This is a genomic window from Corynebacterium incognita (assembly GCF_014217255.1).
GTDB lineage: Bacteria > Actinomycetota > Actinomycetes > Mycobacteriales > Mycobacteriaceae > Corynebacterium > Corynebacterium incognitum.
The window spans coordinates 625,920-647,390 of the sequence record NZ_CP059404.1 but is presented as its reverse complement, the minus strand read 5'-3'; the positions used below and the strand labels follow the sequence as shown (position 1 = coordinate 647,390).

Annotated in this window: 17 protein-coding genes and 1 pseudogene; 6 read left to right on the top strand and 12 right to left on the bottom strand. The window is 65.6% G+C overall.

Features of this window, described 5'->3' with window-relative positions; translation table 11 throughout:
* Positions 1–97: 97 nt before the first annotated feature.
* From rpsT to H0194_RS02980, 6 genes are all read right to left on the bottom strand, one after another.
* Complete coding sequence (rpsT, locus tag H0194_RS03005; protein WP_185176383.1) at positions 98–361, bottom strand: 30S ribosomal protein S20; 264 nt, start codon at positions 359–361, stop codon at positions 98–100.
* 241 nt (positions 362–602) lie between these two features.
* A complete protein-coding gene (locus H0194_RS03000) occupies positions 603–1,613 on the bottom strand; it encodes a poly-gamma-glutamate biosynthesis protein PgsC/CapC (protein ID WP_185176382.1) in 1,011 nt (336 codons plus the stop codon).
* A gap of 2 nt (positions 1,614–1,615) precedes the next feature.
* The gene (gene pgsB / locus H0194_RS02995) at positions 1,616–2,908 is read right to left on the bottom strand and encodes a poly-gamma-glutamate synthase PgsB (protein ID WP_185176381.1); all 1,293 of its coding nucleotides are present in this window, start codon (positions 2,906–2,908) and stop codon (positions 1,616–1,618) included.
* A gap of 97 nt (positions 2,909–3,005) precedes the next feature.
* Entirely contained in the window at positions 3,006–4,631 is a 1,626-nt protein-coding gene (locus H0194_RS02990; RefSeq protein WP_185176380.1) for a gamma-glutamyltransferase, read from the bottom strand.
* A 426-nt stretch (positions 4,632–5,057) separates the two neighbouring features.
* Complete coding sequence (locus H0194_RS02985) at positions 5,058–5,567, bottom strand: type II toxin-antitoxin system PemK/MazF family toxin (protein WP_185176379.1); 510 nt, start codon at positions 5,565–5,567, stop codon at positions 5,058–5,060.
* Between the two features lie 121 nt (positions 5,568–5,688).
* Positions 5,689–7,404, bottom strand: a complete 1,716-nt coding sequence (locus tag H0194_RS02980) for an FUSC family protein (RefSeq protein WP_246389033.1) — start codon at positions 7,402–7,404, stop codon at positions 5,689–5,691.
* A 223-nt stretch (positions 7,405–7,627) separates the two neighbouring features.
* Between H0194_RS02980 and lepA the strand changes: the two genes are divergently transcribed.
* Both lepA and H0194_RS02970 read left to right on the top strand, forming a co-directional pair.
* Entirely contained in the window at positions 7,628–9,475 is a 1,848-nt protein-coding gene (gene lepA, locus H0194_RS02975; RefSeq protein ID WP_185176378.1) for a translation elongation factor 4, read from the top strand.
* 34 nt (positions 9,476–9,509) lie between these two features.
* Positions 9,510–10,955, top strand: coding sequence for a M20 metallopeptidase family protein (locus H0194_RS02970; RefSeq protein ID WP_185176377.1), 1,446 nt, complete (start codon positions 9,510–9,512; stop codon positions 10,953–10,955).
* A gap of 85 nt (positions 10,956–11,040) precedes the next feature.
* Here the strand turns inward: H0194_RS02970 and H0194_RS02965 are convergent, their stop codons facing one another.
* Positions 11,041–11,916: a CPBP family intramembrane glutamic endopeptidase gene (locus tag H0194_RS02965; RefSeq protein WP_185176376.1), complete on the bottom strand. Its 876-nt coding sequence runs from the start codon at positions 11,914–11,916 to the stop codon at positions 11,041–11,043.
* 134 nt (positions 11,917–12,050) lie between these two features.
* Between H0194_RS02965 and H0194_RS11055 the strand changes: the two genes are divergently transcribed.
* Together H0194_RS11055 and H0194_RS02955 are read left to right on the top strand one after the other, a co-directional pair.
* A complete protein-coding gene (locus H0194_RS11055) occupies positions 12,051–13,265 on the top strand; it encodes a sensor histidine kinase (RefSeq protein ID WP_185176375.1) in 1,215 nt (404 codons plus the stop codon).
* Positions 13,265–13,972 (top strand): response regulator, encoded by a 708-nt coding sequence (locus tag H0194_RS02955; protein ID WP_185176374.1) that lies wholly within the window; start codon positions 13,265–13,267, stop codon positions 13,970–13,972. Before H0194_RS11055 ends, H0194_RS02955 begins: the two co-directional genes overlap by 1 nt.
* Positions 13,973–13,976: 4 nt before the next feature.
* On the opposite strand, the gene H0194_RS02950 is transcribed toward H0194_RS02955, so the two are convergent.
* Positions 13,977–15,836: a BCCT family transporter gene (locus H0194_RS02950; protein WP_246389120.1), complete on the bottom strand. Its 1,860-nt coding sequence runs from the start codon at positions 15,834–15,836 to the stop codon at positions 13,977–13,979.
* 133 nt (positions 15,837–15,969) lie between these two features.
* Here H0194_RS02950 and H0194_RS02945 point away from each other — a divergent pair.
* Positions 15,970–16,253 (top strand): annotated as a pseudogene (locus H0194_RS02945) (sulfurtransferase TusA family protein); the annotation flags it as partial.
* 147 nt (positions 16,254–16,400) lie between these two features.
* A complete protein-coding gene (locus H0194_RS11050; protein WP_281382556.1) occupies positions 16,401–16,523 on the top strand; it encodes a hypothetical protein in 123 nt (40 codons plus the stop codon).
* Here H0194_RS11050 and H0194_RS02940 read toward each other — a convergent pair.
* The 4 genes from H0194_RS02940 to H0194_RS02925 are packed head-to-tail and all read right to left on the bottom strand — an operon-like array spanning position 16,511 to position 21,364.
* Positions 16,511–18,022, bottom strand: a complete 1,512-nt coding sequence (locus H0194_RS02940; protein WP_425486454.1) for an ATP-binding cassette domain-containing protein — start codon at positions 18,020–18,022, stop codon at positions 16,511–16,513. The genes H0194_RS11050 and H0194_RS02940 overlap by 13 nt on opposite strands.
* On the bottom strand, positions 18,019–18,852 hold the full coding sequence (locus H0194_RS02935; RefSeq protein WP_185176371.1) for an ABC transporter permease: 834 nt from the start codon (positions 18,850–18,852) through the stop codon (positions 18,019–18,021). Before H0194_RS02935 ends, H0194_RS02940 begins: the two co-directional genes overlap by 4 nt.
* 3 nt (positions 18,853–18,855) lie before the next feature.
* On the bottom strand, positions 18,856–19,836 hold the full coding sequence (locus H0194_RS02930) for an ABC transporter permease (protein WP_185176370.1): 981 nt from the start codon (positions 19,834–19,836) through the stop codon (positions 18,856–18,858).
* A complete protein-coding gene (locus H0194_RS02925) occupies positions 19,829–21,364 on the bottom strand; it encodes an ABC transporter substrate-binding protein (protein ID WP_185176369.1) in 1,536 nt (511 codons plus the stop codon). The genes H0194_RS02930 and H0194_RS02925 overlap by 8 nt, the downstream gene beginning before the upstream one ends.
* Between the last annotated feature and the right edge of the window lie 107 nt (positions 21,365–21,471).

The window sequence follows — 21,471 nt, the reverse complement described above, 5'->3', positions numbered from 1 at the left end:
TGGGCTTGGCGGGGAAGTGGCGGCTGGGATCACAAAAGCCCGGCGCCGCTGCTCGTGGTGAGCGTGGGGCCGGGCTGGTGAAGCTTAGGCGTGGTGCTTAGGCCATCTTGTTGAAGGCGGAAGCCATGCCGGACTTCTTGTTGGCGGCGTTGTTGCGGTGCAGAACGCCCTTGGACACAGCCTTGTCCAGGGAGCGGGAAGCAACGCGCAGCTGGGTCTCAGCAGCAGCCTTGTCGCCGGCAGCAACAGCGGTGCGGAACTTACGGATCTCGGTGCGCACTGCGGAGCGAACAGCCTTGTTACGCTGGCGGGACTTCTCGTTGGTGAGAATGCGCTTCTTCTTGGACTTGATGTTTGCCATGATTAAAAATACCTCTTGGTAATCGACAATGATTTAGTGGAAACCGCTGCGCTAAGGACATGTCCCGCTCTCACTGTGTGCATGTGTGCTGGCAGTGAGTGCTCGGCGTGAGTGTTCGGAAGACGAACCCAAGGTCCTGATCGTCTCGACTCACGCGCCGCGTGCGCAGAAGCAACTCATACAAACTACCAAGTCCATGGTGGCTTTCCCAAATCCTGTGCTGGCTGTCGGGCGTTGGTGCTTAGCTCATGAGCAGGGCGGGGACGCCCACCACGGCGCTGCCGGCGGCGGACAGGGCCATGCCGGAGCCAGTGCGCTTGAAGCCGTACTGGTTGAGGTCGTTGACAATCACCGCGGGGAGCACGCCGAAGACCACGTTGTACATGCCGTTGAACGGCACGTTGAACATAAGAGCCAGCAGCAGCTCAATGGAGCTGACGGTGAAGAATGACAGGAAGCACAGGACGATGAAGCGGTCCTTGCCGAACAGCGGCACCTTGTGCTGGTACGGGAAGTAGATGGCCGCCACGATGAGCACCGCCAGGCCCACGATGGCCAGGTAGCGGGGGACAGGGGACAGCGCGATGAGCAGGCCCACGGTGACATAGCCGCCGGTGCGCAGCTTCGCGTTGTGGACGGTGGACTCCTGCACCAGCAGGGCCATGACCACCGAGGCTGCGCAGAGGGCGAACAGCAAGGTGCCGTTGAAGCTTTCGGAGTGGTCGAAGACGCGCGGGGCGAGCGACCAACCGAAGTAGGTGGAGGTGATGAAGGTCGTCGCAAAGCCCAGTGCCGCCGTCAGCGGCACCATCCACGCCAGCGGGATGAGGGTCTTGGCCACGCCCTGCTTGATGAGCGAGTTGCACAGCATGCCCGGGACGATAACGCCCACGAGCGAGAGACTGCTCTGCATTGCCGGGTCCTTGAAGAAGAAGTGGCCGGCCGTGAGCCACAGGGCGCCGCACAGTGCGCCGACGCCGAGGCCGATGGCGAAGATTTGGCGCGGGCGCGGCAGGAAGATCTTCAGGATGACGAACTTGATGAGCACGTAACCAACCAGGGAGATCAGGAAGGTCATGAGCACGTTGAGCGGGTTATTCAGGGATGCCGCGAGGTAGCCTGCGGCCAAGGTGCCGCCGATGGAAAGTTGGCGGCGGCGGAAGTAGAGGTAGCTAATGAGCACGCCGAAGAAGAAGGTGAGGTGCGTGTAGTCGATGAGGAAGTCGAGGCTTCCCAGCTGAGTATGGTGCATGGTTAGTTACCTCCCTGGTAAGCCGGCTCGACGACGGGCATCGGTGCGGTGTGGTCGGCGGCGGCGGTGGTGCGGGCGAGGTTGCCCTCGACCACGGCGTCGACGAAGCGGTTCATGGAGATGACGTGCTCGGTGTGGATGTTGACCATGCCGAAGATGGCCACCGGGTCGGTGCCGAAGCCGTCGCGGGCGCGGGCGATGAGGTCGTGGCCGGAGGCGTCCTCGTCCATGTCCAGGGTGCTCACCACGGCGTCCTCAGGAACGCCCTTGTTGATGAGCTTCTGGCGCACGGCCTCCTGGATGTCGCCGTACAAGATGACGCGGTCGAACTCATTCATGAGGTCCTCAGTGACCAGATCGATGAACATCTGCGCGCGGTCAGTGCGGTCCGAGCGGTTGTTCAGCGCGATGACACGCTTGCAGCCGTCTGGAAGTGCCTGCTCAGAAACGCTGCGGTAGACCTTGGTGGTGGACTCCCAGTCGTTGATGGCGAACATGGGCACCCAGTAGAACATGTCACCCTCAGACACCTGGACCGGGGTGATCTTGGTGGTGCCCGGGTCCGGCTCCGCGCGCAGCATGCCGCGGGCGGCGGTCTCGGCGTCGATACCCAGCTCCTCCGCCACGGACAGTGCCACCGCGACGTTTTCTTCGAACTGGTGGTAGCTGAACTTGTCTACCAGGGACTCCGAGAGCTCCGTGTGCGGGGCGACCACGAGCTTGGTGTTGCGGGCCTCGCAGTGCTCGCGGATGATCTTCACGATGTGTTCGTCGCGCTCGCCCGTGACCAGGGTGCCGCCCATAGGCACAGTGCTGCACAGCGACGCCGCGATCTCTTCGCGGGTGTCACCCATGTCCTCCTGGTGGTCCAGGCGCACGTTGGTGATGACAGAGAGAGGGGAGCGCAGGATGACGTCCTGGCACAGCACCTGGTACTTCGGCTTCACAGCCATGCACTCGACCACGAGCGCCTCGGTCTGAGGCTGGATCCACTCCTTGAGGAAGCGGTATTGCTCGTTGATGTTGGCCGGGCCGGTGCGCTTAATGGGGTGCTCGGAGGCGTCCGTGTCGATGACGCAGGCGTAGGTGCCGGTGGTTTTGGAAATGGTGTTGTAATTGGCCTCGCGCAGCACGCCGCCCACCATGCGGGTGATGGTGGACTTGCCGCGGATGCCGTTGATGTGCACGTTGATGTCTAATCCGGCCATTCGGGATCTATGCGCTTGTTCTTTGCTGTAGAAACCGGCCATGGATACGGCGGCGGCGCCACCAGCGAGGGTCATGAAGGCGAGCATGGTTACTCCTTATGGTCTTTACGTGGGGTATTTACGCAGGGGTTTCCTGAGTTCTTCCGGGTGCTTGCGGGAACGTGCCGGGTCGGCACGTAACGCTCTAAGGTGGAACCACCGGAATGGGCACGCCTTGGGCGATGCCGCCCCGGCGGTCGTCGGCGCCGGTCTGGTCGGCGGTGATGATGGATAGGCCACTGCGCGCGGTGGTGGTGTCTACGGGCTGGTCCCAACGCTCGAATAACTCGGACATCTTTTCCTGGCGATGTAGCGAGGACTTCTCCACGAACACGCTGTTGCGGTTGTCGGCGCCGAAGTTGGGCATGTTGACCACGGACTGCGTGGGCAATGCCCAGTCCTGCAGGCCGACGATGCCCTTGAGCACGAAGGCAGGGATCTTGCGGCCGCCGGGGGAGCCGAGGGCGGCAACGGGGGCATCATTGTGCATGAGCATGACCGGCGCCATCATGGTGCGTGGCTTGATGCCGGGTTCCCGGGAGTTTGGCTGGCCGGGTAGCGCGTCCTTGCTGAAGTTGTCCAGCGAGTTGTTGAGGAAGAAGCCATTGGTGGCGATGCCGCTGCCGAAGCTGCGCTGCAGCGTCGTGGTCACCGACGCCCAATTGCCTGCGGCGTCGCGGACACTGATCTGCGAGGTGCCCTCCTCGGTGCTGTCGAAGTACTGCGAGCTGTAGCCATTGAGCGGCAGGGGCTCCACGTCGTCTGTGGCGCTCTCTCGCTCGATGCTCTCCGCGGCCGCGCGGTGGTGGTCGGGGTTGGTGACGATGTCCTTGATATAGGACTCTGCGCGGGACTTGTTGGCTTCCGCGTCGGCCATCCAGGTGTTCGCGTTGGCGAAGGCGATGCGCTCTGCCTCCGTCATGAGGTGCGCGGCGGTGGCGCGCGCCACGGGGGTGTCCTCGTCCGTGCGGTAGGGATCCAGGGACGCGAGGTCGTGGTGGCCCAGGATGCCGAGCGTGTGCGCGACCACCATGAAACCGGTGCTGGGCGAGCTGGAACCGCAGGCAGTGATGTCGCGGTAGGGCACGCACAGGGCGTCGTCAGGCTTGATCTGGGAGCGGCGATCCTTGCGCCAGCTCTTGCGCAGCTGCTTCTCGACGTCCCCTTCGGCCAGCTGGGGCGTGAACTTCCGCTCGGCGAGGTCGGCGAGGTGCTGGGCGTAGTCGGGATTGCGCAGGACATCGCCTTCGGCGGGGATCTCCCCGGCGTCGTTGAGCAGGAAGGCACCGGCCGCGCCGGGCTGGAACAGCTCTTCGTGGTAGCCGATGGCCTTGATCAGGCTGTCGGTGGCCAGGAAACCGTCGGTGGCCAGGCGCTGTGCGGGGGCCGTGGTGTCCTCGAAGGGCAGCGCACCGTGGCGCTTGTGCAGGGTGCGCATGAGGCGATCGGTCTGCGGCACGCCCACGCTCGTGATGGGGCCGATGCCGGGGACGTCCTTGTCGGGGACGGGGACCGTGCCGTCGAAGGTGGACAGTTTGTCCTTGCGGGCGTCGAAGTACAGCGCGATGCCGCCGCCACCCGGGCCGGAGAATTGCGGTTCGGTCAAACCCAGGGCGTATTGCGCCGCGACGACCGCGTCCGCGGCGGTGCCGCCTTGGGCGAGGACCGCGCAGCCGGCCTCGGTGGCTTGGGCATTCGGGGTGGAGATAAACGACGTCGTCGGTGCTGATACCTCACCAGGGGTGCTGCACGGTGATGTCGCCTGTGGCAAACGGGGAGTGCGAGCTGTATCACAAAAGTACAACGTTAGGCCTACTAGGGAGATGGCAACCAGGAGCGCTGCCGCTCTGGGCCACCGTGTTCGGGAATCTCGTCTGTCTCTATTCATAGCGTCGTAGGCAAATGTCAAAAAGCCAGACGAAACATTAGGGCGCTTAGATTTATTTTAGATTACGTGGATATATCAACTTCCTTAGAGATCCTAACTTTAAGCTGGGTGAGGTATTGTCTTTCGCTTAATTTTTGGGTGACCTGCGTCTCGGCAATTGCGACTTTTTCCGGGTTAATGTCCGCCTTAAGCGGCATAAAGGGGGATTTTTGGTGTGCTGGAGGGGGTGCGGGCGTTAACTTTCGCGGGCTGAAGCTAAGGGCCGAGGCAGTAAAAGGAAGAAGCTCTTAAGGATGGGGCGGCGGGTGGTTATGCCCAGTTGTAATCGATACGCAGTTGGTTGGCGATGCGCTCAAAACGCCGCGGCGGGAACAGCGTGCCCTGGCGGCGGATCTGGGTCTCCGGCACCTCGAGCACCCGGTCCAGGCGGACCCAGCACTCTTTGCCGTCCTCGTCCCACTCGCCGGTGCCGATGCCTACCCAGTTGTCGGCATCCGCGTGCGTCGGGTTAGGGGAGATGAGCAGTCCCATGACCGTGGTCCGGGTGCGCGCGATGATGAGGATGGCGCGCTCGCGCGGCGAACAGGTCGGCGTATTACCCGGGGTGCACACCCACACGACCTCGCCAGAGTCGGCCTGGCCGTCCATGTCCGGGGCGAAGCAGACCGTGCGCGGATGATCCCTCGTGTTCTCCACGTGGATGCTGGCCACCCGGTTGGCGTGGTGCGCGGTGTGCTCGCCGTGCAGCCCCAGGCGGTCGTTGATGAGGGTGAGGCCGGTGTCCACCGGCTCTTCCGGCAGTGGCTTGAAAAGGGACATAAAGTCACGCCGCGCCTCACCCAGACGAGCACGGATCCTACTGCCGGTGGGGCGAGTGGTGCGTGACCTGCTGGGGAGTATGGCGGACATAGATCACACCATACTCCGCGGGCAGGTCTTTTTAAAGCGCTTTCTGGGCCTTCCTGACCGTGGCTGCCAGAGCCTCGATGTCCTGCAAACTCACTTCATCGTCGACGTGCGCGGTGCAGTAGTCCAACAGCGCGTAGCCGGTGCGCTGCAACACTAGGTGGTCATCCCATAGCGGCGCCGCGGCGTCAGGAAAGTCTGCGGCCAGGGACTGGATGGCGCGGCGCTCGCTGAGCAGCTCGTACTGCAGATCGCGGCGCTGCCGGATCGCCTCCGCGGGCGTGGCCGTGAGCAGCGCGCCCAACAGCGCGCCCATGGACAGCAGTGAGCGGCGCACCAGGCGGCGGTAGTGCCGCAGGCTGAACACCCGCGGCACCGCCCACAACGCGATGAGAGCGCAGACCACCGCGATGACCGTCTCCACGAACCGGGCCACCACCATCTCACCCAGCGGCTTGCTCACCGCGCCGCCTAGATACAGCGCCAGCGGGGTGGTCACGATGACCGTGAGCGCGTAGTTGCGGGTGACAAATATTTCCGCCAGAAACTGCACCGCGGCCAGTGCAATGAGCAGTGACCACTGCGCGATGCCCGCCGCATGCAGCGCCGCGAATAACCCAATTCCAATGATGGTGCCTCCGAAGCGCTGCGCGGCCCGGATGGTTCCCGGGATGCGGTCCGGGCCCCACTGCGCGATCAGCACCACGGAGACCACCGCCCAGTCCGGACGATCGAAGCCGAGCGCGATGCCCACCGCGGCGGCCACCACACTCGCCACGGCAACGCGAGCCGCGGACATTGTCGCGTGCGAATACGGGTGCATCGCCCGGAAGATGCGATACGCCACCGTCGGCCGCGTATGCGGGATGGCGGTGCGGTGGACGTCAAAAAGGCGGGTGGCGTCATCTAGTCCCTCCGCGGCATTCCCCGCGGGGCCGGCCGCCGCCAGCTTGAGGTGGGCCGCGCGCACATGTGTCACCAGGTGCGCGAACGCGGGCTTGCGTACCTTGCCGCCGCTGACGATGCCCGCGTCAGTCAGCGCCGCCCACGCATTCGCCAGTGCCGTCTGCGCCCGGTGCGTACGCGCGATCACGGAGGCCTCGTCGCTATCGCGCAGTGCTGCGGCCACAGCCACATCCAGCGCCGCCACCGCCTTAGCCTCCGGGTTGTGCGGGTGCACCAGCCACCCGAACATGCCGACCACCAGCGCGGAGAGCGCGCCCGCGGAAGTCCACGCGGCTACCTCCCACGGGCTAATGCCCAGCCGCGAGGACATCGTCGCCCCGCCGGAGGCCATGATGATGAAGAACACCCCGGGAGGCGGCAGCCGCAGCGCGTTTTGCACGAAGACACCCACCGTCGCCAGGGCGGTGGTATAGGCCCCGATGAGCAGGAACCACCACCGCGAGCCCCCGGCGTTCAGATGGGAAAACACCCCGTGGCCCAGCGTGGACCCCAACAGCGTGCCCAAGGTAAGCAGCGTGCCGACGATCGCGATGACCTGCCAGCGCTTGCGGTAGGGATAGCCCTCGCCGTAAATCACCGCGCAGGACCCCGCGGCCACCAACAACATCTCGTGCTCGTGGCCCGTCAGCAGACTCAGGGCGCCGGGGATGAACAACGCCAGAGCGGCGCGCAGCGCGCCCGGCCACCGAATATCCGTGGAGTGCATGGCGGTGAGCAGCTGCCACGGGTTGGGGCGCTGCGGCATGGGCTCCGGCGCGATTCGTGCACCAGTTGTCTCCGCCATGCCCGCTGCTGCCTCCTTTGTATCCCGTTAGTCGTCTGCTCTTCAAACTTGCGCCCACCCAGGTTAACCCACGGCCTGCGGGAGGGCTGAGGGGGCGTCGGCAAGCACATGCGGCAGAAAGAGCTGAGGGGAGAAACTAGGGCAGCGCGGGCGAGTGCGGTAGTGTGTTGATAGTTTCTAGCAGTGTTTTTAGAAGTTGATAGACAAGATGTAGGAGTGACCTTTGCCCAAGAACTTCGCGGCCACCACGTTCACGGAACCCACCCGGATCCGGAACTTCTGCATCATCGCGCACATTGACCACGGCAAGTCCACGCTGGCCGACCGCATCCTGCAGCTCAGCCAGGTCGTCGAGGCGCGCGACATGCGCGATCAATACCTGGACAACATGGACATTGAGCGCGAGCGCGGCATCACCATCAAAGCGCAGAACGTGCGCCTACCGTGGGTCCCGCGCTCCGGCGAGTTCGAGGGCCAGGAGATGGTCCTGCAGATGATCGACACCCCGGGCCACGTGGACTTCACCTACGAGGTCTCCCGCGCGCTGGACGCATGTGAGGGCGCTATCCTGCTTGTCGACGCCGCGCAGGGCATCGAGGCCCAAACCCTGGCCAACCTGTACCTGGCTATGGAAAACGACCTGGAAATTATTCCGGTCCTCAACAAGATCGACCTGCCCGCCGCGGACCCGGAGAAGTACGCCGCTGAGATCGCGAACATCATCGGCTGCGAGCCTGAGGACGTGCTGCGGGTCTCCGGCAAGACCGGCGAGGGCGTCGAAGAGCTCCTCGACCGCGTGGTGGAACTGGTGCCGCCGCCCAGCACCGACGCCCCCGACGACGCACCAGCGCGCGCCATGATCTTTGACTCCGTCTACGACACCTACCGCGGCGTGGTCACCTATATCCGTATGGTGGACGGCAAGCTGACTCCGCGGCAGAAGGTACGCATGATGGCCACCGGCGTGGACCACGAAATCTTGGAGATCGGCATCGTCTCGCCGACCCCGCAGAAGTGCGACGGGCTCGGCCCCGGCGAGGTGGGCTACCTCATCACCGGCGTGAAGGACGTCCGCGAAACCAAGGTGGGCGACACCGTCACCTGGGCCAACAAGGGCGCCACCGAGCAGCTCGAGGGCTACGCCGACCCGAAGCCCATGGTGTACTCGGGCCTGTTCCCGATCTCCCAGGCCGACTTCCCCGACCTGCGCGACGCCCTGGAGAAGCTGCAACTCAACGACGCTTCGCTGACGTTTGAGCCCGAGACTTCCGTGGCGCTCGGCTTCGGCTTCCGCTGCGGCTTCCTGGGCCTGCTGCACATGGAGATCACCCGCGACCGCCTGCAGCGCGAATTCGACCTGGATCTGATTTCCACCGCACCGTCGGTGACCTACCGCGTGGTCCGCGAGGACGGCACCGAACAGTACGTGCACAACCCGGCGGACTGGCCGGAAGGCAAGCTGCAAGAGGTCTACGAGCCGATCGTGAAGATGACCATCATCGTGCCCTCGGACTTCGTGGGCCCGACGATGGAACTGTGCCAGCAGAAGCGCGGCCAGATGGGTGGCATGGACTACCTGTCCGAGGACCGCGTGGAACTGCGCTACACCATGCCGCTGGGCGAGATCATCTTCGACTTCTTTGACATGCTCAAGTCCCGCACCAAGGGCTACGCCTCGCTGAACTACGAAGAGGCCGGCGAACAGCTCGCGGACCTGGTCAAGGTGGATATCCTGTTGCAGGGCGACCCAGTGGACGCCTTCTCCGCCATCGTGCACCGCGAGCACGCGCACACCTACGGCAACAAGATGACCAAGAAGCTCAAGGAGCTCATCCCGCGCCAGCAGTTCGAGGTGCCGGTGCAGGCGGCCATCGGCGCGAAGATTATCTCGCGTGAAAACATCCGCGCCATGCGCAAGGACGTGCTGGCCAAGTGCTACGGCGGCGATATCTCCCGTAAGCGCAAGCTGCTGGAAAAGCAGAAGGAAGGTAAGAAGCGCATGAAGACCCTGGGCTCGGTCAACGTGCCGCAGGAGGCATTCGTGGCTGCGCTGTCCACCGACGAGGAGTAGAACCCGTGACGGGTCACAAGGTAAGAATGTAACCATGACTACTCCCGTGAACCGACCTAATCCGACTTCTGGCCTGCGCACCGCGGGCCCGGGCAAGCTGGGCCAGGCGCCGCGCGCCGGGCAGCCCGCGCCGGTGGACAAGGCGCGCAAGCAGGTGCAACTGCCGCCGCTGCCGGTGGTGGGCGGCACGATCGGGGAGCGCCGCGCCGCCGAGGTCTTCGCGGAGGAGTCTGCGGATCTCCTCTTGGAGCTGCAGGAGCTGCGCCGGGACTTGCACCGCAACCCGGAGATCGGCCTGCACATGCCGCGCACCCAGCAGAAGGTACTGGAGGCCCTGGACGGCCTGCCGCTGGAAATTACCCTCGGCCAGGATCTGTCGTCCATCGTGGTGGTGCTGCGCGGCGGCAAGCGCGGGGACATGGCCCCGGCGGTGCTGTTGCGCGCGGACATGGATGCTTTGGAGATCCGCGAGCGCACCGGCGAGCCCTTCTCCTCCGTCAACGAGTACATGCACGCTTGCGGTCACGACCTGCACACTGCGGGATTGGTGGGCGCGGCGAAGCTGCTGTGCGAGCACCGTGCGGAACTGGCCGGCGACGTGATCTTCATGTTCCAGCCCGGCGAGGAGGGGCCTGGTGGCGCGCAGCCCATGATTGAGGAAGGCGTGCTGGATGCCGCGGGGCGCCGCCCGGTCGCCGCCTACGGCATTCACGTGGGCCCGCAGGATCGCGGGACCTTTCACTATATTTCCGGGCCGATGATGGCGTCCTCCTCCAACCTCACCATCACCGTCCAGGGCAAGGGCGGCCACGGCTCCCGCCCGCACGACGCCATCGATCCCGTCATGGCGCTCGCGGAGATCCAGCTGGCCCTGCAGACCGCCATCACCCGGCGCTTCGACGCCCTCGACCCCGTCGTCATTACCGTCACCAACCTGTGGGCCGGCGACGGCGCGTACAACGCCATCCCGGATCGCGCGGCGCTGGGCGCGACGGTGCGCATCCTGCGGGATGAACAGGTCAACGCCGTGCGCCAGATGATCACGGAGGTCGCCGGCCGCGTGGCAGCATCCCACCGTTGCGGTGTGGACATCGACTTTGACGTGCTGTACCCGACCACCAAGACCAATGCCCGCGAGACGCAGTTCGCGGTCGGCGTGTGGAGCCAGGCCTTCGGCGTGGATAACGTGGTGCCGTTTGATGCCCCGATGATGGCCTCGGAGGACTTCGGTTACGTCCTGGGGCAGATTCCGGGCACTTTTATCTGGTTGGGCACCGCCAACCCGGAGACGCCGCAGCACCAGCGCGAGTGGAACCACTCGCCGCTGGCGCGTTTTGATGACAACGTTCTGGATACTCACGCCGCGGCCCTGGCGACGATCGCCTTCGAGCGCTTAGCCACCGAGTGCCAGCACCCCTCCGCCGCCACTCAGGCCGCGAGCGACGCGGCCGTCGCCGCCCGGAAGGCCAGCAAGGACTAGTGTCGCGGCAAGAAGCGACCAAGATCTTCCTCGAGCGCCGAAAATCTGCAGAGATACCCCGGGTCGAGGAACTTTGTGGTTGGTTCTAGCGCTCGGGGAGTGGGGAGCGCGCGATGGCGTCTTTCACCCGGCGGTCGTAGAGCAACCAGGCGGTGAGCACCACGGTGCCGGTAATGGTCACCAGCACCGTGATCGGCGGGAAGGATTCGGCGTTGAGGTCGCTCAGACCTACCGCGCCCGTGCTGAGGGCCAGTAGGTTGTTGACGATATGCAATGCCATCGCCGCCTCCAGCCCGCCGGTGTAGTACGTGAGCAGGGAGGCGCACACCGCAAAGATAGCGATGTCGATGAGTCCCACGGCGTCGTAAGTATGGCCGATGACAAACAGCGGCACCGACGCCAGGTACGCCACGGCAGGGTGCTTGACCCACGCGCCGAGAAGTTGCGGGACGACCCCGCGGAACACCAGTTCCTCCGCCGTGGCCTGGAGGGGGACGAGCACTACAGTGAGAGCGAGCAGCACCAGGGCGCGGCGGTCAAGGGTGAATGCGGAGAAGTCCGCGACCAGCGCCGCGTTGAGAATGTAGGTGAGCAGCAAGACAATGAACGCCGGCAGCAGCGCCGTGCCAAGGACGCGCCACCGGATGCGCCCGGCCACCGACCACAGCAGGCCCGCCGGCCGCCGCCCGCCCCAGCGCGCCGCCAGCAACGCCGCTGGGAGCAAGATGATGAGGGTGAGCATGCTGCTGGTGAGCACCCAGGGGTCGTACATGTCCATCAACTCATCCATGGCTGACAGGTCCGCGCCCACTAGGTGGCCGACGAGGTAGACCCCGCCAAAAGCGAGCATCAGGAACACGACGCTGAGGAGGGTGAAGAGCAACAACTCGAGCAGTGGGCGCCACCAGCGGTAGTTGGGTTGGGCGTGGAACAGTCTGTGAAAGTGGGTATCAGTAACCATGTCTGTAACTCTGCTCGGTGCCATGAGCTGCGGGTATCGGCCGGAAGGGCGAAAAATCAAGAGTAGAGTCCGTGCGTGTCGCCCGAAAGGATGACAAAGCCAGCACGTTCGAGCGCCTAGACTGAGCAACCGTTATGAATAATTCTCCCGTTATGCCGGCGGCCCGCCTGGAGCCGCGGCCTGCGCCATGGATCAAGGTGGCCGTCACCGTGATCACCTGCGCCCTCGTCGGTGCGGTGGGGCTCGCCGCCGTGACGGCCCTGCTCATCGACGAGGTGGGGGAGCAGCGGTTCATGAATGACCCGGCCGTTGGGGCCTATATGCTCGTCCAGTTCGCCGTCGGCATCCTCAGCCTGGTGCTCGTGGCCTTCGCGGTGCGCCGCGGGCACACCGATTCTGCCGCGGTGCGCTGCGTGGAGGTCGCCCTGTGCTTTATGACCGTGTCCATCTGCGGGTTTGCTGCGATGTTCGTGGGGCTGACGGCTTTGGCGTCGCGACGCTCCTGGGGTTGGAACACCGCCGGTATTTTCGCTGTGGTCGCCGCTGTGTTCGTGGACAACCGGCTCTATCCCGGCATTGACACGTCGCTCGCCGACTGGGGCATGTGGGCGCTTATCGCCGCCATCGTCGCGGTGGTGATTGGCCTGGGCGTCGCACGGGGGCGTCGCCAAGCGCAGCATTGGAAACTCGTGGCCACCGCCACCATGAAAGACCAGGAGCTGCGGCTGCGCGAGGCCCAGGCGCGCCACGACGAGCGCACCGCGATCGCCCGCGACATGCACGACGCCATGTCGCACCGCCTCAGCCTCATCGCATTGCATGCCGGGGTGTTGTCCTACCGCGACAACCTGGATGCGGAGACTACCCGCCGGGAGACGGAGACGATCCGGCAGCAGGCCGAGGAGGCCGTCGAGGACCTGCGCGCCATCCTCCAGGTCTTGCGCACCCCGGACGATTCGGACGCGTCGGTGAGCGTGAGCCAGCTCGTGGACACCGCTCGCGCCACCGGCCAAGACGTCACCCTGGAGCTTCCCGCCGCCGCGGAGCAGGCGCTGGAGGGGCTGCCGACCATCGAGCGTCATGCCGTCGCCCGGCTCGTCCAGGAGGGGCTCACCAACGCCCGCAAGCACGTCCCCGGGGACACCGTCACCGTCGCGCTGGCGGTGGGCGAAGGCGCCCTGCTTGTCGACGTCCTGACCCCCGCACCTCGCACTCGTTCGGCCGGCGAGCCCGGGTTTGGGCTGACGGGGTTGGCGGAGCGGTTCCGCCTCGTCGGCGGCTCGCTGGACGTTGACCCCAGCGGACCGTTCCGCGTGCGCGGCCGTATCCCGCTGCAGGAGGGTATGTGATGGGCGGCTTGGTGCGGGTCGTGGTGGTGGACGACGAGGACCTCATGCGCGAGGGTATCGCCATGCTGTTGGAAGGCGATAATGACATCGAGGTGGTGGGCCAGGCCAGCAACGGCAAAGAGGCGGTGGCCCTGGTACAACACGCGCAGCCCGACGTAGTACTGATGGACATCCGCATGCCGGTCATGGACGGCATCGCGGCGGTGCGCCGCCTCGCGGAACTTTATGCCGGCCGCCCGCTCGTACCGATGGTGATGCTCACGGCCTTCGATACTCAAGAGTTCGTCATGGACGCCTTGAGCGCCGGGGCGGTGGGCTTCTTGCTCAAGACCACGCCACCGCCGAAGCTCGTGGCGGCGGTGAAGGCGGCGGCGCAGGGCCAGCCGCTGTTGAGCCCCGAGGTGCTCGCCCGCTTGCTGACCGCGGCGGAGCGGCCGCCCATCGCCGACGCTGCGCCGGATCGCACCGCAGTTCCGGGAGCGGGCGTCGATAAGCCGGGGGAGCGGGCCGCGGATCGGCTCAGCGTCCGGGAGAGGGAAATCGCCGAGCTCATCGCAGATGGGGCGAGCAACGCGGAGATCGCCGCGGCGCTTTTCGTGTCGCTGTCTACGGTGAAGACGCACGTCGCGCGCATTTTGGACAAGCTAGAGGTGAGCAACCGGGTGCATATCGCCCGGGTCGTGTACGAGGCGCGACTGCGCGGCTAGCTCGCTACTCGCCCTTCTCCTCCGGCTCCCAGCCGTCGGCCCAGGTATCCGACTCGAAGTCGTAGTCCACCTCGTGCCCCTCTTCGTCGGTGCGCTGGTACCACTCGGTGTAGCGCTCGGCGGTGGAATCGAAGTCCGAGCCCGCGCCGCGGCCGTCTTCGGCGTGGGTGACGGTGAGTTCGAAGTCATCGCCGTGCTGCTCCAGGCCGCGCACCACCGCGTTTTCCACGGCGGCGCGGGCGTAGGTGCGGCGAATGAACATCGGGTCAGCGTGCAGGTCCTTGATGAACGCCACCATCAGGGCCAGTAGCACCATGGAGAAGGGAAGCGCGGACAAGATGGTGAGGTTCTGGAGGCCGGAGAGGACTTCTTCGCCGCCGGTGAGCAGCATGACGATCGCGATGCCCATCATGCACAGGCCCCAGAAGGTGACCAGGAGCTTGTTCGGGGCGGGGTCGCCCTGCGAGGACATGGTGCCCATCACCACGGACGCGGAGTCGGCGGAGGTGATGAAGAAGACCGCGAGGACAAAGATGATGATGAACGGGGTGATCTCCGCCAGCGGCAGGTTATCGAACAGGCTGAAGAGCACGGCTTCGCTGGAGGCCTCGCCGTCGAGGCCCGGCACGCCCTGCTGGTGGAACGTGATCGCGGTGCCGCCGAAGACGGTGAACGCCAAAATCATGATGGCGGTCGGCGCCAGGACGGTGACGGTGACGAACTCGCGCAGGGTGCGGCCGCGGGAGATGCGCGCCAGGAAGAGGCCCACGAACGGGGTCCAGGCAATCCACCAGGCCCAGTAGAACGCGGTCCAGTAAGACTGGAACTCTACGGTCTCCTCGCCCCACGACAGGGACTTGGCCATCATCGGCAGCATCTGATCTAGGTAGGTGATGATGCCGGACGGGATGAGGTTGAGCAGCAACAGGGTGGGGCCGGTGATGAAGGCGAAGAGGATGAGGCCCAGCGTGATGGTGATGTTCGTGTTGGAGAGATAGCGGATGCCGCGGGAGACGCCCGAGACAGCAGAGACGATGAACCCGATGGACAGCAGCGCAATGATGATGATCAGCATCGTGTTGGTGGCTTGGTCGACCCCGGAGATGATCGTGATGCCTTCGCCGATCTGGATGGCGGATAGCCCCAGCGTTGCGGCGGTGCCGAACAGCGTGGCGATCAGCGCGAAGATATCAATGAGCTTGCCCACCGGGCCGTCGGTGTCTCGGGAGCCAAACAAAGACTTGAACACGGACGACACCAGCGGCACGCGGCCGCGGCGGTACGACGAATACGCAATCGCGCCGCCTACCAGCGCGTAGGCGGCCCAGGGGGCGATGCCCCAGTGGAAGTGTGCCTGCGCCATCGCGTAGTGCAGCGCCTCCACCGTGTTGCCGTCCACGGTGTGTGGCGGCGGGGAAAGGTAATAGGACAGCGGCTCGGACGGGCCGTAGAAGAAGATGCCCACGCCGATGCCCGCGCCGAACATCATGGCCACCCAGGAGAACCGGGAGAACTCCGGCTCTTCGTCGTCGCGGCCCAGCTTAATGCGGCCCAGCTTGGAGTAGCCGATGTACAGCATGACGAAGATGGAGAGCGTCATGACGAGGTTGAGCAGCCAGCCCCCGTTGGTCAGCGCCCAGGAGAAGGCGCTTGCCGACGCCGCAGACACGCTCGCCGGTGACACCACACCCCAGACGATGAACGCGATGATGAAGACACCGGTAATACCGGTGACCACTGGGTCGATGCGGAAGCGGTTGCGCTGGTCCTCTACGCCGATGCCGGGTACGAGGCCCGGGTGCATGTCGTGTGGGTACAGACCCACGCTGCCGGTCACCTCGGAGGAGGACATGTAGTTCGCCATCTCCTCGTGGGTGAGTGGTCGGTCGGATTCGGACGGGTTGTGAGGCCGTGAAGTCACGTTTTCCTTTGGCGGGCGCCGCCTCGGTGGGGTGCCCTTTCGTCGATTAACGACCAATTATGCCTCAGTCTGCATGGTTGCGGGAATCTGGGGCGGCGTGCTGATGGGCATCGGTGCCGCGTGGGCAGGCGGCTGCACCGTCGGCAACGGCATGGTGGAGACCTCCCTGTTTACCTTCCCGGGCTGGATCGCGCTGTTGTTCTTTGCTTTCGGCGTCTTCGCTGGCGCCAAGCTGTGGCTGAAGCCTGCACCCAGGCCACCGACTCCATCCCCGCCTGGGCCGCCGACGACGGCCACACCATCACCGACTTCCAGCGCAAGGACGACGCCGGCTGGCACGTCACGGTGGTGAAGGGCTAGGCCACGACCACAATCTCCCTGGAGAGCCCAAAATCTGCAGAGATACCCCGGGACGAGCAACATTTTGGTCGGCGTACGGCCTATTTGATCGGCGATGGCCTACTATGAAGGACATCCGGCTATCACCGAGGTTGAAAGTGGCAGGAAATGAGCATGCATTCGTCTGAATTTGATGTGGAGTACGACGTACTCGCGGCCCTCGAGGTGTTCGAGCGCCCCGAGGAACACCTCCTGGATTTCAGCCTCTTGCTGGAGCCCTACTCGGGGTAGGTGCTGGGCTCCAGCGTGTTCTTCTCCTCCGCCGCGATGAGCGCGGAGGTGTAGGCAGCGGCCGGGTTGACCCAGATTTCTTCCGTGAGCCCGGAGTCCACCAGGCGGCCCTGATTCATCACGGCCACTTCCGGGCACAGCCCGCGCACCACGGCGAGGTCGTGGGAGATAAACATCAAGGTGGCACCATGCTTATCGACGGCCCGTTTCAGCAGCTCCAGGACCTGATTGCGCACGGAGACGTCGAGGGCGGAGACGGCTTCGTCGGCAAGCACGATGTCCGGATCACCGATCAACGCCCGGGCGATGGAGATGCGCTGCCGCTGGCCGCCGGAGAACTCGTGTGGGTAGCGATCTGCGTCGGCGGCGCTGAGGCCGACCTCCTCTAGCGCGGCGCCCACCTTGGCGCGCACCGCGGCCTTGCCCAGCCGTTTGCGCTCGTGGGACAGCAGCCCCTCCGCGATGGAGTCGCCGACCTTCAGCCGCGGGTTGAGCGAGCCCTGCGGGTCTTGGAAGACCATTTGTACACGGCCGTTGACGGTGACCGTTCCCGAGGTGGGCTCGATGAGCCCGGCGATCATCTTGACCAGCGTGGTCTTGCCGGAACCGGAGCCGCCCACAACGCCGATGCGGTCGCCGCGCTGGATGGTCAGTGATACCTCGTCCACGGCCGCGACGTCGCGGTAACGCTTGCTCACTTTATCTAGCGCGATGAGCGTGTCGCCGGTGGCGGTGACCGTGGCGGGGGCCGCCGGGCGAGAGGCATTAATGAGTCTGCGGGTGTAGTCGTGCGCGGGGCTATCAAAAACTTGTCGCACGGTGCCGTGCTCGACGATGTGGCCGCGCTGCATGACCGCGACGTTGTCGCTCATCCGCCGCACGACGGCGAGGTCGTGGCTGATGAACAGCACGGCGGTGCCGAATTCCGCGGTGAGGTTCTCGATGACACCCAAGACCTCGTCCTCGGAGGTGGCGTCCAAGGCGGTGGTGGGCTCGTCGCAGATGAGAACGTCCGGCCGCGCGGCCATGGCCATGGCGATGAGCACGCGCTGGCGCTGGCCGCCGGACAGCTCGTGCGGGAAGCGCTGCGCAAAGGAGGCGGGGAGCCCGACCAGCTCGAGGAGCTCGGCCGCCGGGCGACCCGTGTAATCCAGCTGGCGGCCCACCCGCATGAGCGGATCCAGGGCGTTCATGGGCTCCTGGAAGACCATCGCGATGCGCTTGCCGCGCAGCGGGCGCAGCGCCTTTTCTGCCGCGCCGAGCAGTTCCGTACCGTCGAGGCGCGCGGAGCCGGAGGCCTCAAGAGTGTCGGGGAGCAGGCCCATGAGGGAGAGCGCGGTGAGCGACTTGCCGGAGCCAGACTCGCCGATAAGTCCCAGGCGCTCGCCCTTGTCAAGGCTGAAACTTACGCGCTCCACCAGGTTGGAGCGCGAGCGGGAGCGGGAGCGGGCGCGGGGGCGAGTGGTGACGGTGAGGTCGGAGACGTCGAGAAGCATCAGCGGCGTCCTTTCATGCGGGGATCGAAGATGTCGCGCAGGCCGTCGCCCAGCAGATTAAATCCTAGAACGGTGAGCGCGATGGCCACACCCGGGAATACCGCCAGCAAGGGGTCGGTGCCCAGCATGGTCTGGGAGTCTTGGAGCATGCGCCCCCACGACGGCGTCGGCGGCGGGGTGCCCAGGCCCAGGTAGGACAGGCCGGCCTCGGCCAGGATGGCCAGGGCGAAGGCCACGGAGGCCTGCACGATGATAAGGCCCAGGATATTCGGCAGGACGTGGCGCACCGCGATGATGAGGTGGGGCACGCGCGAGATCCGGGCGGCCGAAATATAGTCCTGGTTGATGACCTGCAGGGTGCCGGAGCGGGTCAGGCGCGCGAACGCCGGGATACCCGCGATACCGATGGCCGCCATCGCGGTGAGGGTGGAGGCGCCGAATACGGCGCCGGCCATGATGGCGGTGAGCAGCGCCGGGAACGCGAGCAGGAGATCGTTGGTGCGGCCCACCAGCGCGTCGACGAAGCCGCCGCGGCGCATGCCCGCGAGCATGCCCAAGGGCACGCCGACGAGCGCGGAGATGCCCACGGCCACCAGGCCCACGAAGACGGTGATCTGCGCGCCGGCCATGATGCGTGAGAGGGTATCCCGGCCGTAGCGGTCCGTGCCCAAAAGGTGTTCGGCGCCAGGGCCCTGCAGGCGGGCGGCGGCGTCGGCATAGGTGGGATCATAAGGAGTCCACACCAGCGACACCAGCGCGGTCAACAACGTGAGGGCGACGAGCACGAGCCCCACCCAACCGGTGGCGGGGAGACGGCGAAGAAGCGAAGTCATGGCTTAAGCCCCCTTCCGTGCGGGCGCCGCGCCGGGGCGCAGGCGCGGGTCGACGATGCGGTAGGCCACGTCCACGACCAGGTTCACCACCAGGGTGAAGGCCACGAGCATCATGACGAGGGTCTGGACGGTGGTGAGGTCACGGGTGCCCACGGCGTCGAGAAGCATGGAGCCGAGGCCGGGGATGACAAAGACATTCTCGATGACCACGGATCCCACCACCAGCGTGGTCAGCTGCACGCCGGCCACCGTGATGATGGGCAACGCCGCGTTGCGCAGGCCGTGGCGCAGGAGCGCCTCGCGGCGGGACTGGCCCAGCGCGCGGGCGGTGCGCAGGTAATCTTGGCCGAGCACGTCTAACACCGCGGAGCGAGTATAGCGGGTGAGAATGGCGGCCTGCACCATGGCCAAGGCGATGACGGGGAGAATAAGGCGCGCCACGAAACCACCGAAGTCTTGGTTCGGCGGCACCCAGCCGTTCGCGGGGACCCAGCCCGCGCCGATGGCGAAGAGGGCCACCAGCACGATGCCGACGAGGAAGCTAGGCACCGCGATGCCCACCTGCACCAGCGCGGAAACCACGCCTGCGGCCGGGGTGCCGTTGCGCGCGGCCAGCCACGTGCCCATCGGCAACGCGATGGCCAGGGCCAGCAGCAGCGACAGCCCAATAAGAATGAAGGAGACCTGGGCGCGGTCGAGCACCAGCGGGGTGATGTCGGTCTGTGAGGCCAGGGAGGTGCCGAAGTCCCCGCGGAGCAGCCCGCTGAGCCACTCCCAGTATTGGGTGAGCAGCGGCCGGTTGAGGCCGAGGGACTCGGTGAGCTCGGCGACGGCCTCGTCGGTGGCGTTAACGCCCAGGGCCACGCGCGCCGGGTTGCCCGGCACGGCGCGCATGAGCAGGAAGATGACCACGGAGGCCACGAACAAAGTAAGCAGGAAGCGGCCGATGAGGTCCGCGATCTTGGTCAGCATCGACTTAGCCATTGCTGTCCTCCTTGCGTGTGAGGTCGGAGAGGTCGATGTGATCGGAGACTTGGTCCGGGTGCACGCCCTGAAGACCGGGTTGGGTGAGCACGATATTCGGCATATTCGCCAGGGTGAGCGCGCCGGCGTCGGCCATAATCTGGTCGATGGCTTGGCGCATCAGCGCGGTGGACTGATCCTCGTCGGCGGTGGCGTCGGCCCGCGCCAGCAGGTCCCGGACCTTCGCGTTGTCGTAGTTGAGGTAGTAGTCCGGGTTGCCAAACAGCGCGGGGATGTCCCGGGGTTCTACGTGCGCGACGAGTGAGGCCTGGTAGTCCTTGGCGCCCATCACGGTGCCCAGCCACACGGCGGGGAACTCGGCGGATGTGAGCTCGACGTTGAAGCCCACCTGGGTCAGCTCGGAGTAGAGGAATTCGCTGAGCGCCTGGGTATAGGGCAGGGTCGGCGAGGTGATGGTGACCGTCGCGCCCTCCGCACCGGCCTCGCGCAGTAGCGCCCGCGCCTTGTCTTTGTCGTGCGGGAAGTAGTCCTTGTCGCTGGCCCAGGGATCCGTGGGCGGCACGGGCGCACCGCCGGTGTCGGTGGCCAGGCCGTCGAAGACGATGTCGTTGGCCGCCTGACGGTCGATGGCGTAGCCGACGGCCTGACGCACCCGCGGGTCGTCGAAAGGCGCGGCGTCGTTGTTCAGCGACAGCAGGACCTCACCGTTGGTGGTGCCCACGGTCACCGGGTAGGTGTCCGGGAGGTTGCCCAGCAGCTCGGGCGCCTGCATCGCCCAGACCAGGTCCACGTCGCCGGACTGCAGGGCGTTAATGGAGCCCATCGCGTCGGCGAAGTAGCGGATGGTTACATCGGAGGCCGCCTTCTCACCCCAGTAGTCCTCGCGCGCGGACAGCGCGATGAATTCGCCGGGGCTGAAGCCGGAGACGTCGAAAGGCCCGGTGCCCACGGGGTCGGTGGTCAGGGTTTTTACGGAGGCCGGGGACATCATGGCGCCGGTGGCCGTGGACATGGACCACAGCCAGGACTGGGAGGGGCGTTCCAGGGTGACCTTCAGCGTGTGCTTGTCTGCGACCTCGGCGTGCTTGACGACGTCCATCTGCGCCTTACGGCCGTTGGACCAGGCGTCCTTGACGTAGTTGATGGAGAAAGCGGCGGTGTCCGCGGTGAACTCGTCACCGTTGGAGAACTTCACGCCTTCGCGCAGGTGGAAGGTGTATTCGGTGCCGCGGTCATTGACGTCCCACGAGGTGGCCAGGTGGGGCGTGATGCCGCCGGTATCGGGATCGATGACCACCAGCGTTTCGTAGACGTTGCTGACGAGCGCCGCAGGGATGGCCGCGCCGCCGGTGGTGGTGAAGTCCAGGGAGGCGGCACTGGACGTGGACGCCACAGTCACTGCGTGGGACTCGGCGCCACTGGGAACGCTAACGGCGGTGTGCCCGGCGCTGCACCCGGACAACACCGACATCACGCCGAGAGCGGCGCCGAACCCTATTAGTTTGGCGGAGAGAGAGTGCTTGCGCATACCGGAATAATAGTGGACAAAACCCACCCCGCCACAACCGTGTCCAGGTGTGGGCGGGGTGGGTAAACGGTGCGAAGTATGCGAATCAGTGGACCGCGGCGGTGGCG

Bases quoted from the DNA above. Each gene is read 5' to 3' on its own strand.
- rpsT (WP_185176383.1), bottom strand. From the start codon at position 361: ATGGCAAACATCAAGTCCAAGAAGAAGCGCATTCTCACCAACGAGAAG.
- pgsB (WP_185176381.1), bottom strand. From the start codon at position 2,908: ATGCTCGCCTTCATGACCCTCGCTGGTGGCGCCGCCGCCGTATCCATG.
- H0194_RS02955 (WP_185176374.1), top strand. From the start codon at position 13,265: ATGGGCGGCTTGGTGCGGGTCGTGGTGGTGGACGACGAGGACCTCATG.
- H0194_RS02950 (WP_246389120.1), bottom strand. From the start codon at position 15,836: ATGGCGAACTACATGTCCTCCTCCGAGGTGACCGGCAGCGTGGGTCTG.
- H0194_RS11055 (WP_185176375.1), top strand. From the start codon at position 12,051: ATGAATAATTCTCCCGTTATGCCGGCGGCCCGCCTGGAGCCGCGGCCT.
- H0194_RS02965 (WP_185176376.1), bottom strand. From the start codon at position 11,916: ATGGTTACTGATACCCACTTTCACAGACTGTTCCACGCCCAACCCAAC.
- H0194_RS02935 (WP_185176371.1), bottom strand. From the start codon at position 18,852: ATGACTTCGCTTCTTCGCCGTCTCCCCGCCACCGGTTGGGTGGGGCTC.
- H0194_RS02925 (WP_185176369.1), bottom strand. From the start codon at position 21,364: ATGCGCAAGCACTCTCTCTCCGCCAAACTAATAGGGTTCGGCGCCGCT.
- H0194_RS02970 (WP_185176377.1), top strand. From the start codon at position 9,510: ATGACTACTCCCGTGAACCGACCTAATCCGACTTCTGGCCTGCGCACC.
- H0194_RS02930 (WP_185176370.1), bottom strand. From the start codon at position 19,836: ATGGCTAAGTCGATGCTGACCAAGATCGCGGACCTCATCGGCCGCTTC.
- H0194_RS03000 (WP_185176382.1), bottom strand. From the start codon at position 1,613: ATGCACCATACTCAGCTGGGAAGCCTCGACTTCCTCATCGACTACACG.
- H0194_RS02980 (WP_246389033.1), bottom strand. From the start codon at position 7,404: ATGGCGGAGACAACTGGTGCACGAATCGCGCCGGAGCCCATGCCGCAG.
- H0194_RS02985 (WP_185176379.1), bottom strand. From the start codon at position 5,567: ATGTCCCTTTTCAAGCCACTGCCGGAAGAGCCGGTGGACACCGGCCTC.
- H0194_RS11050 (WP_281382556.1), top strand. From the start codon at position 16,401: ATGAGCATGCATTCGTCTGAATTTGATGTGGAGTACGACGTACTCGCG.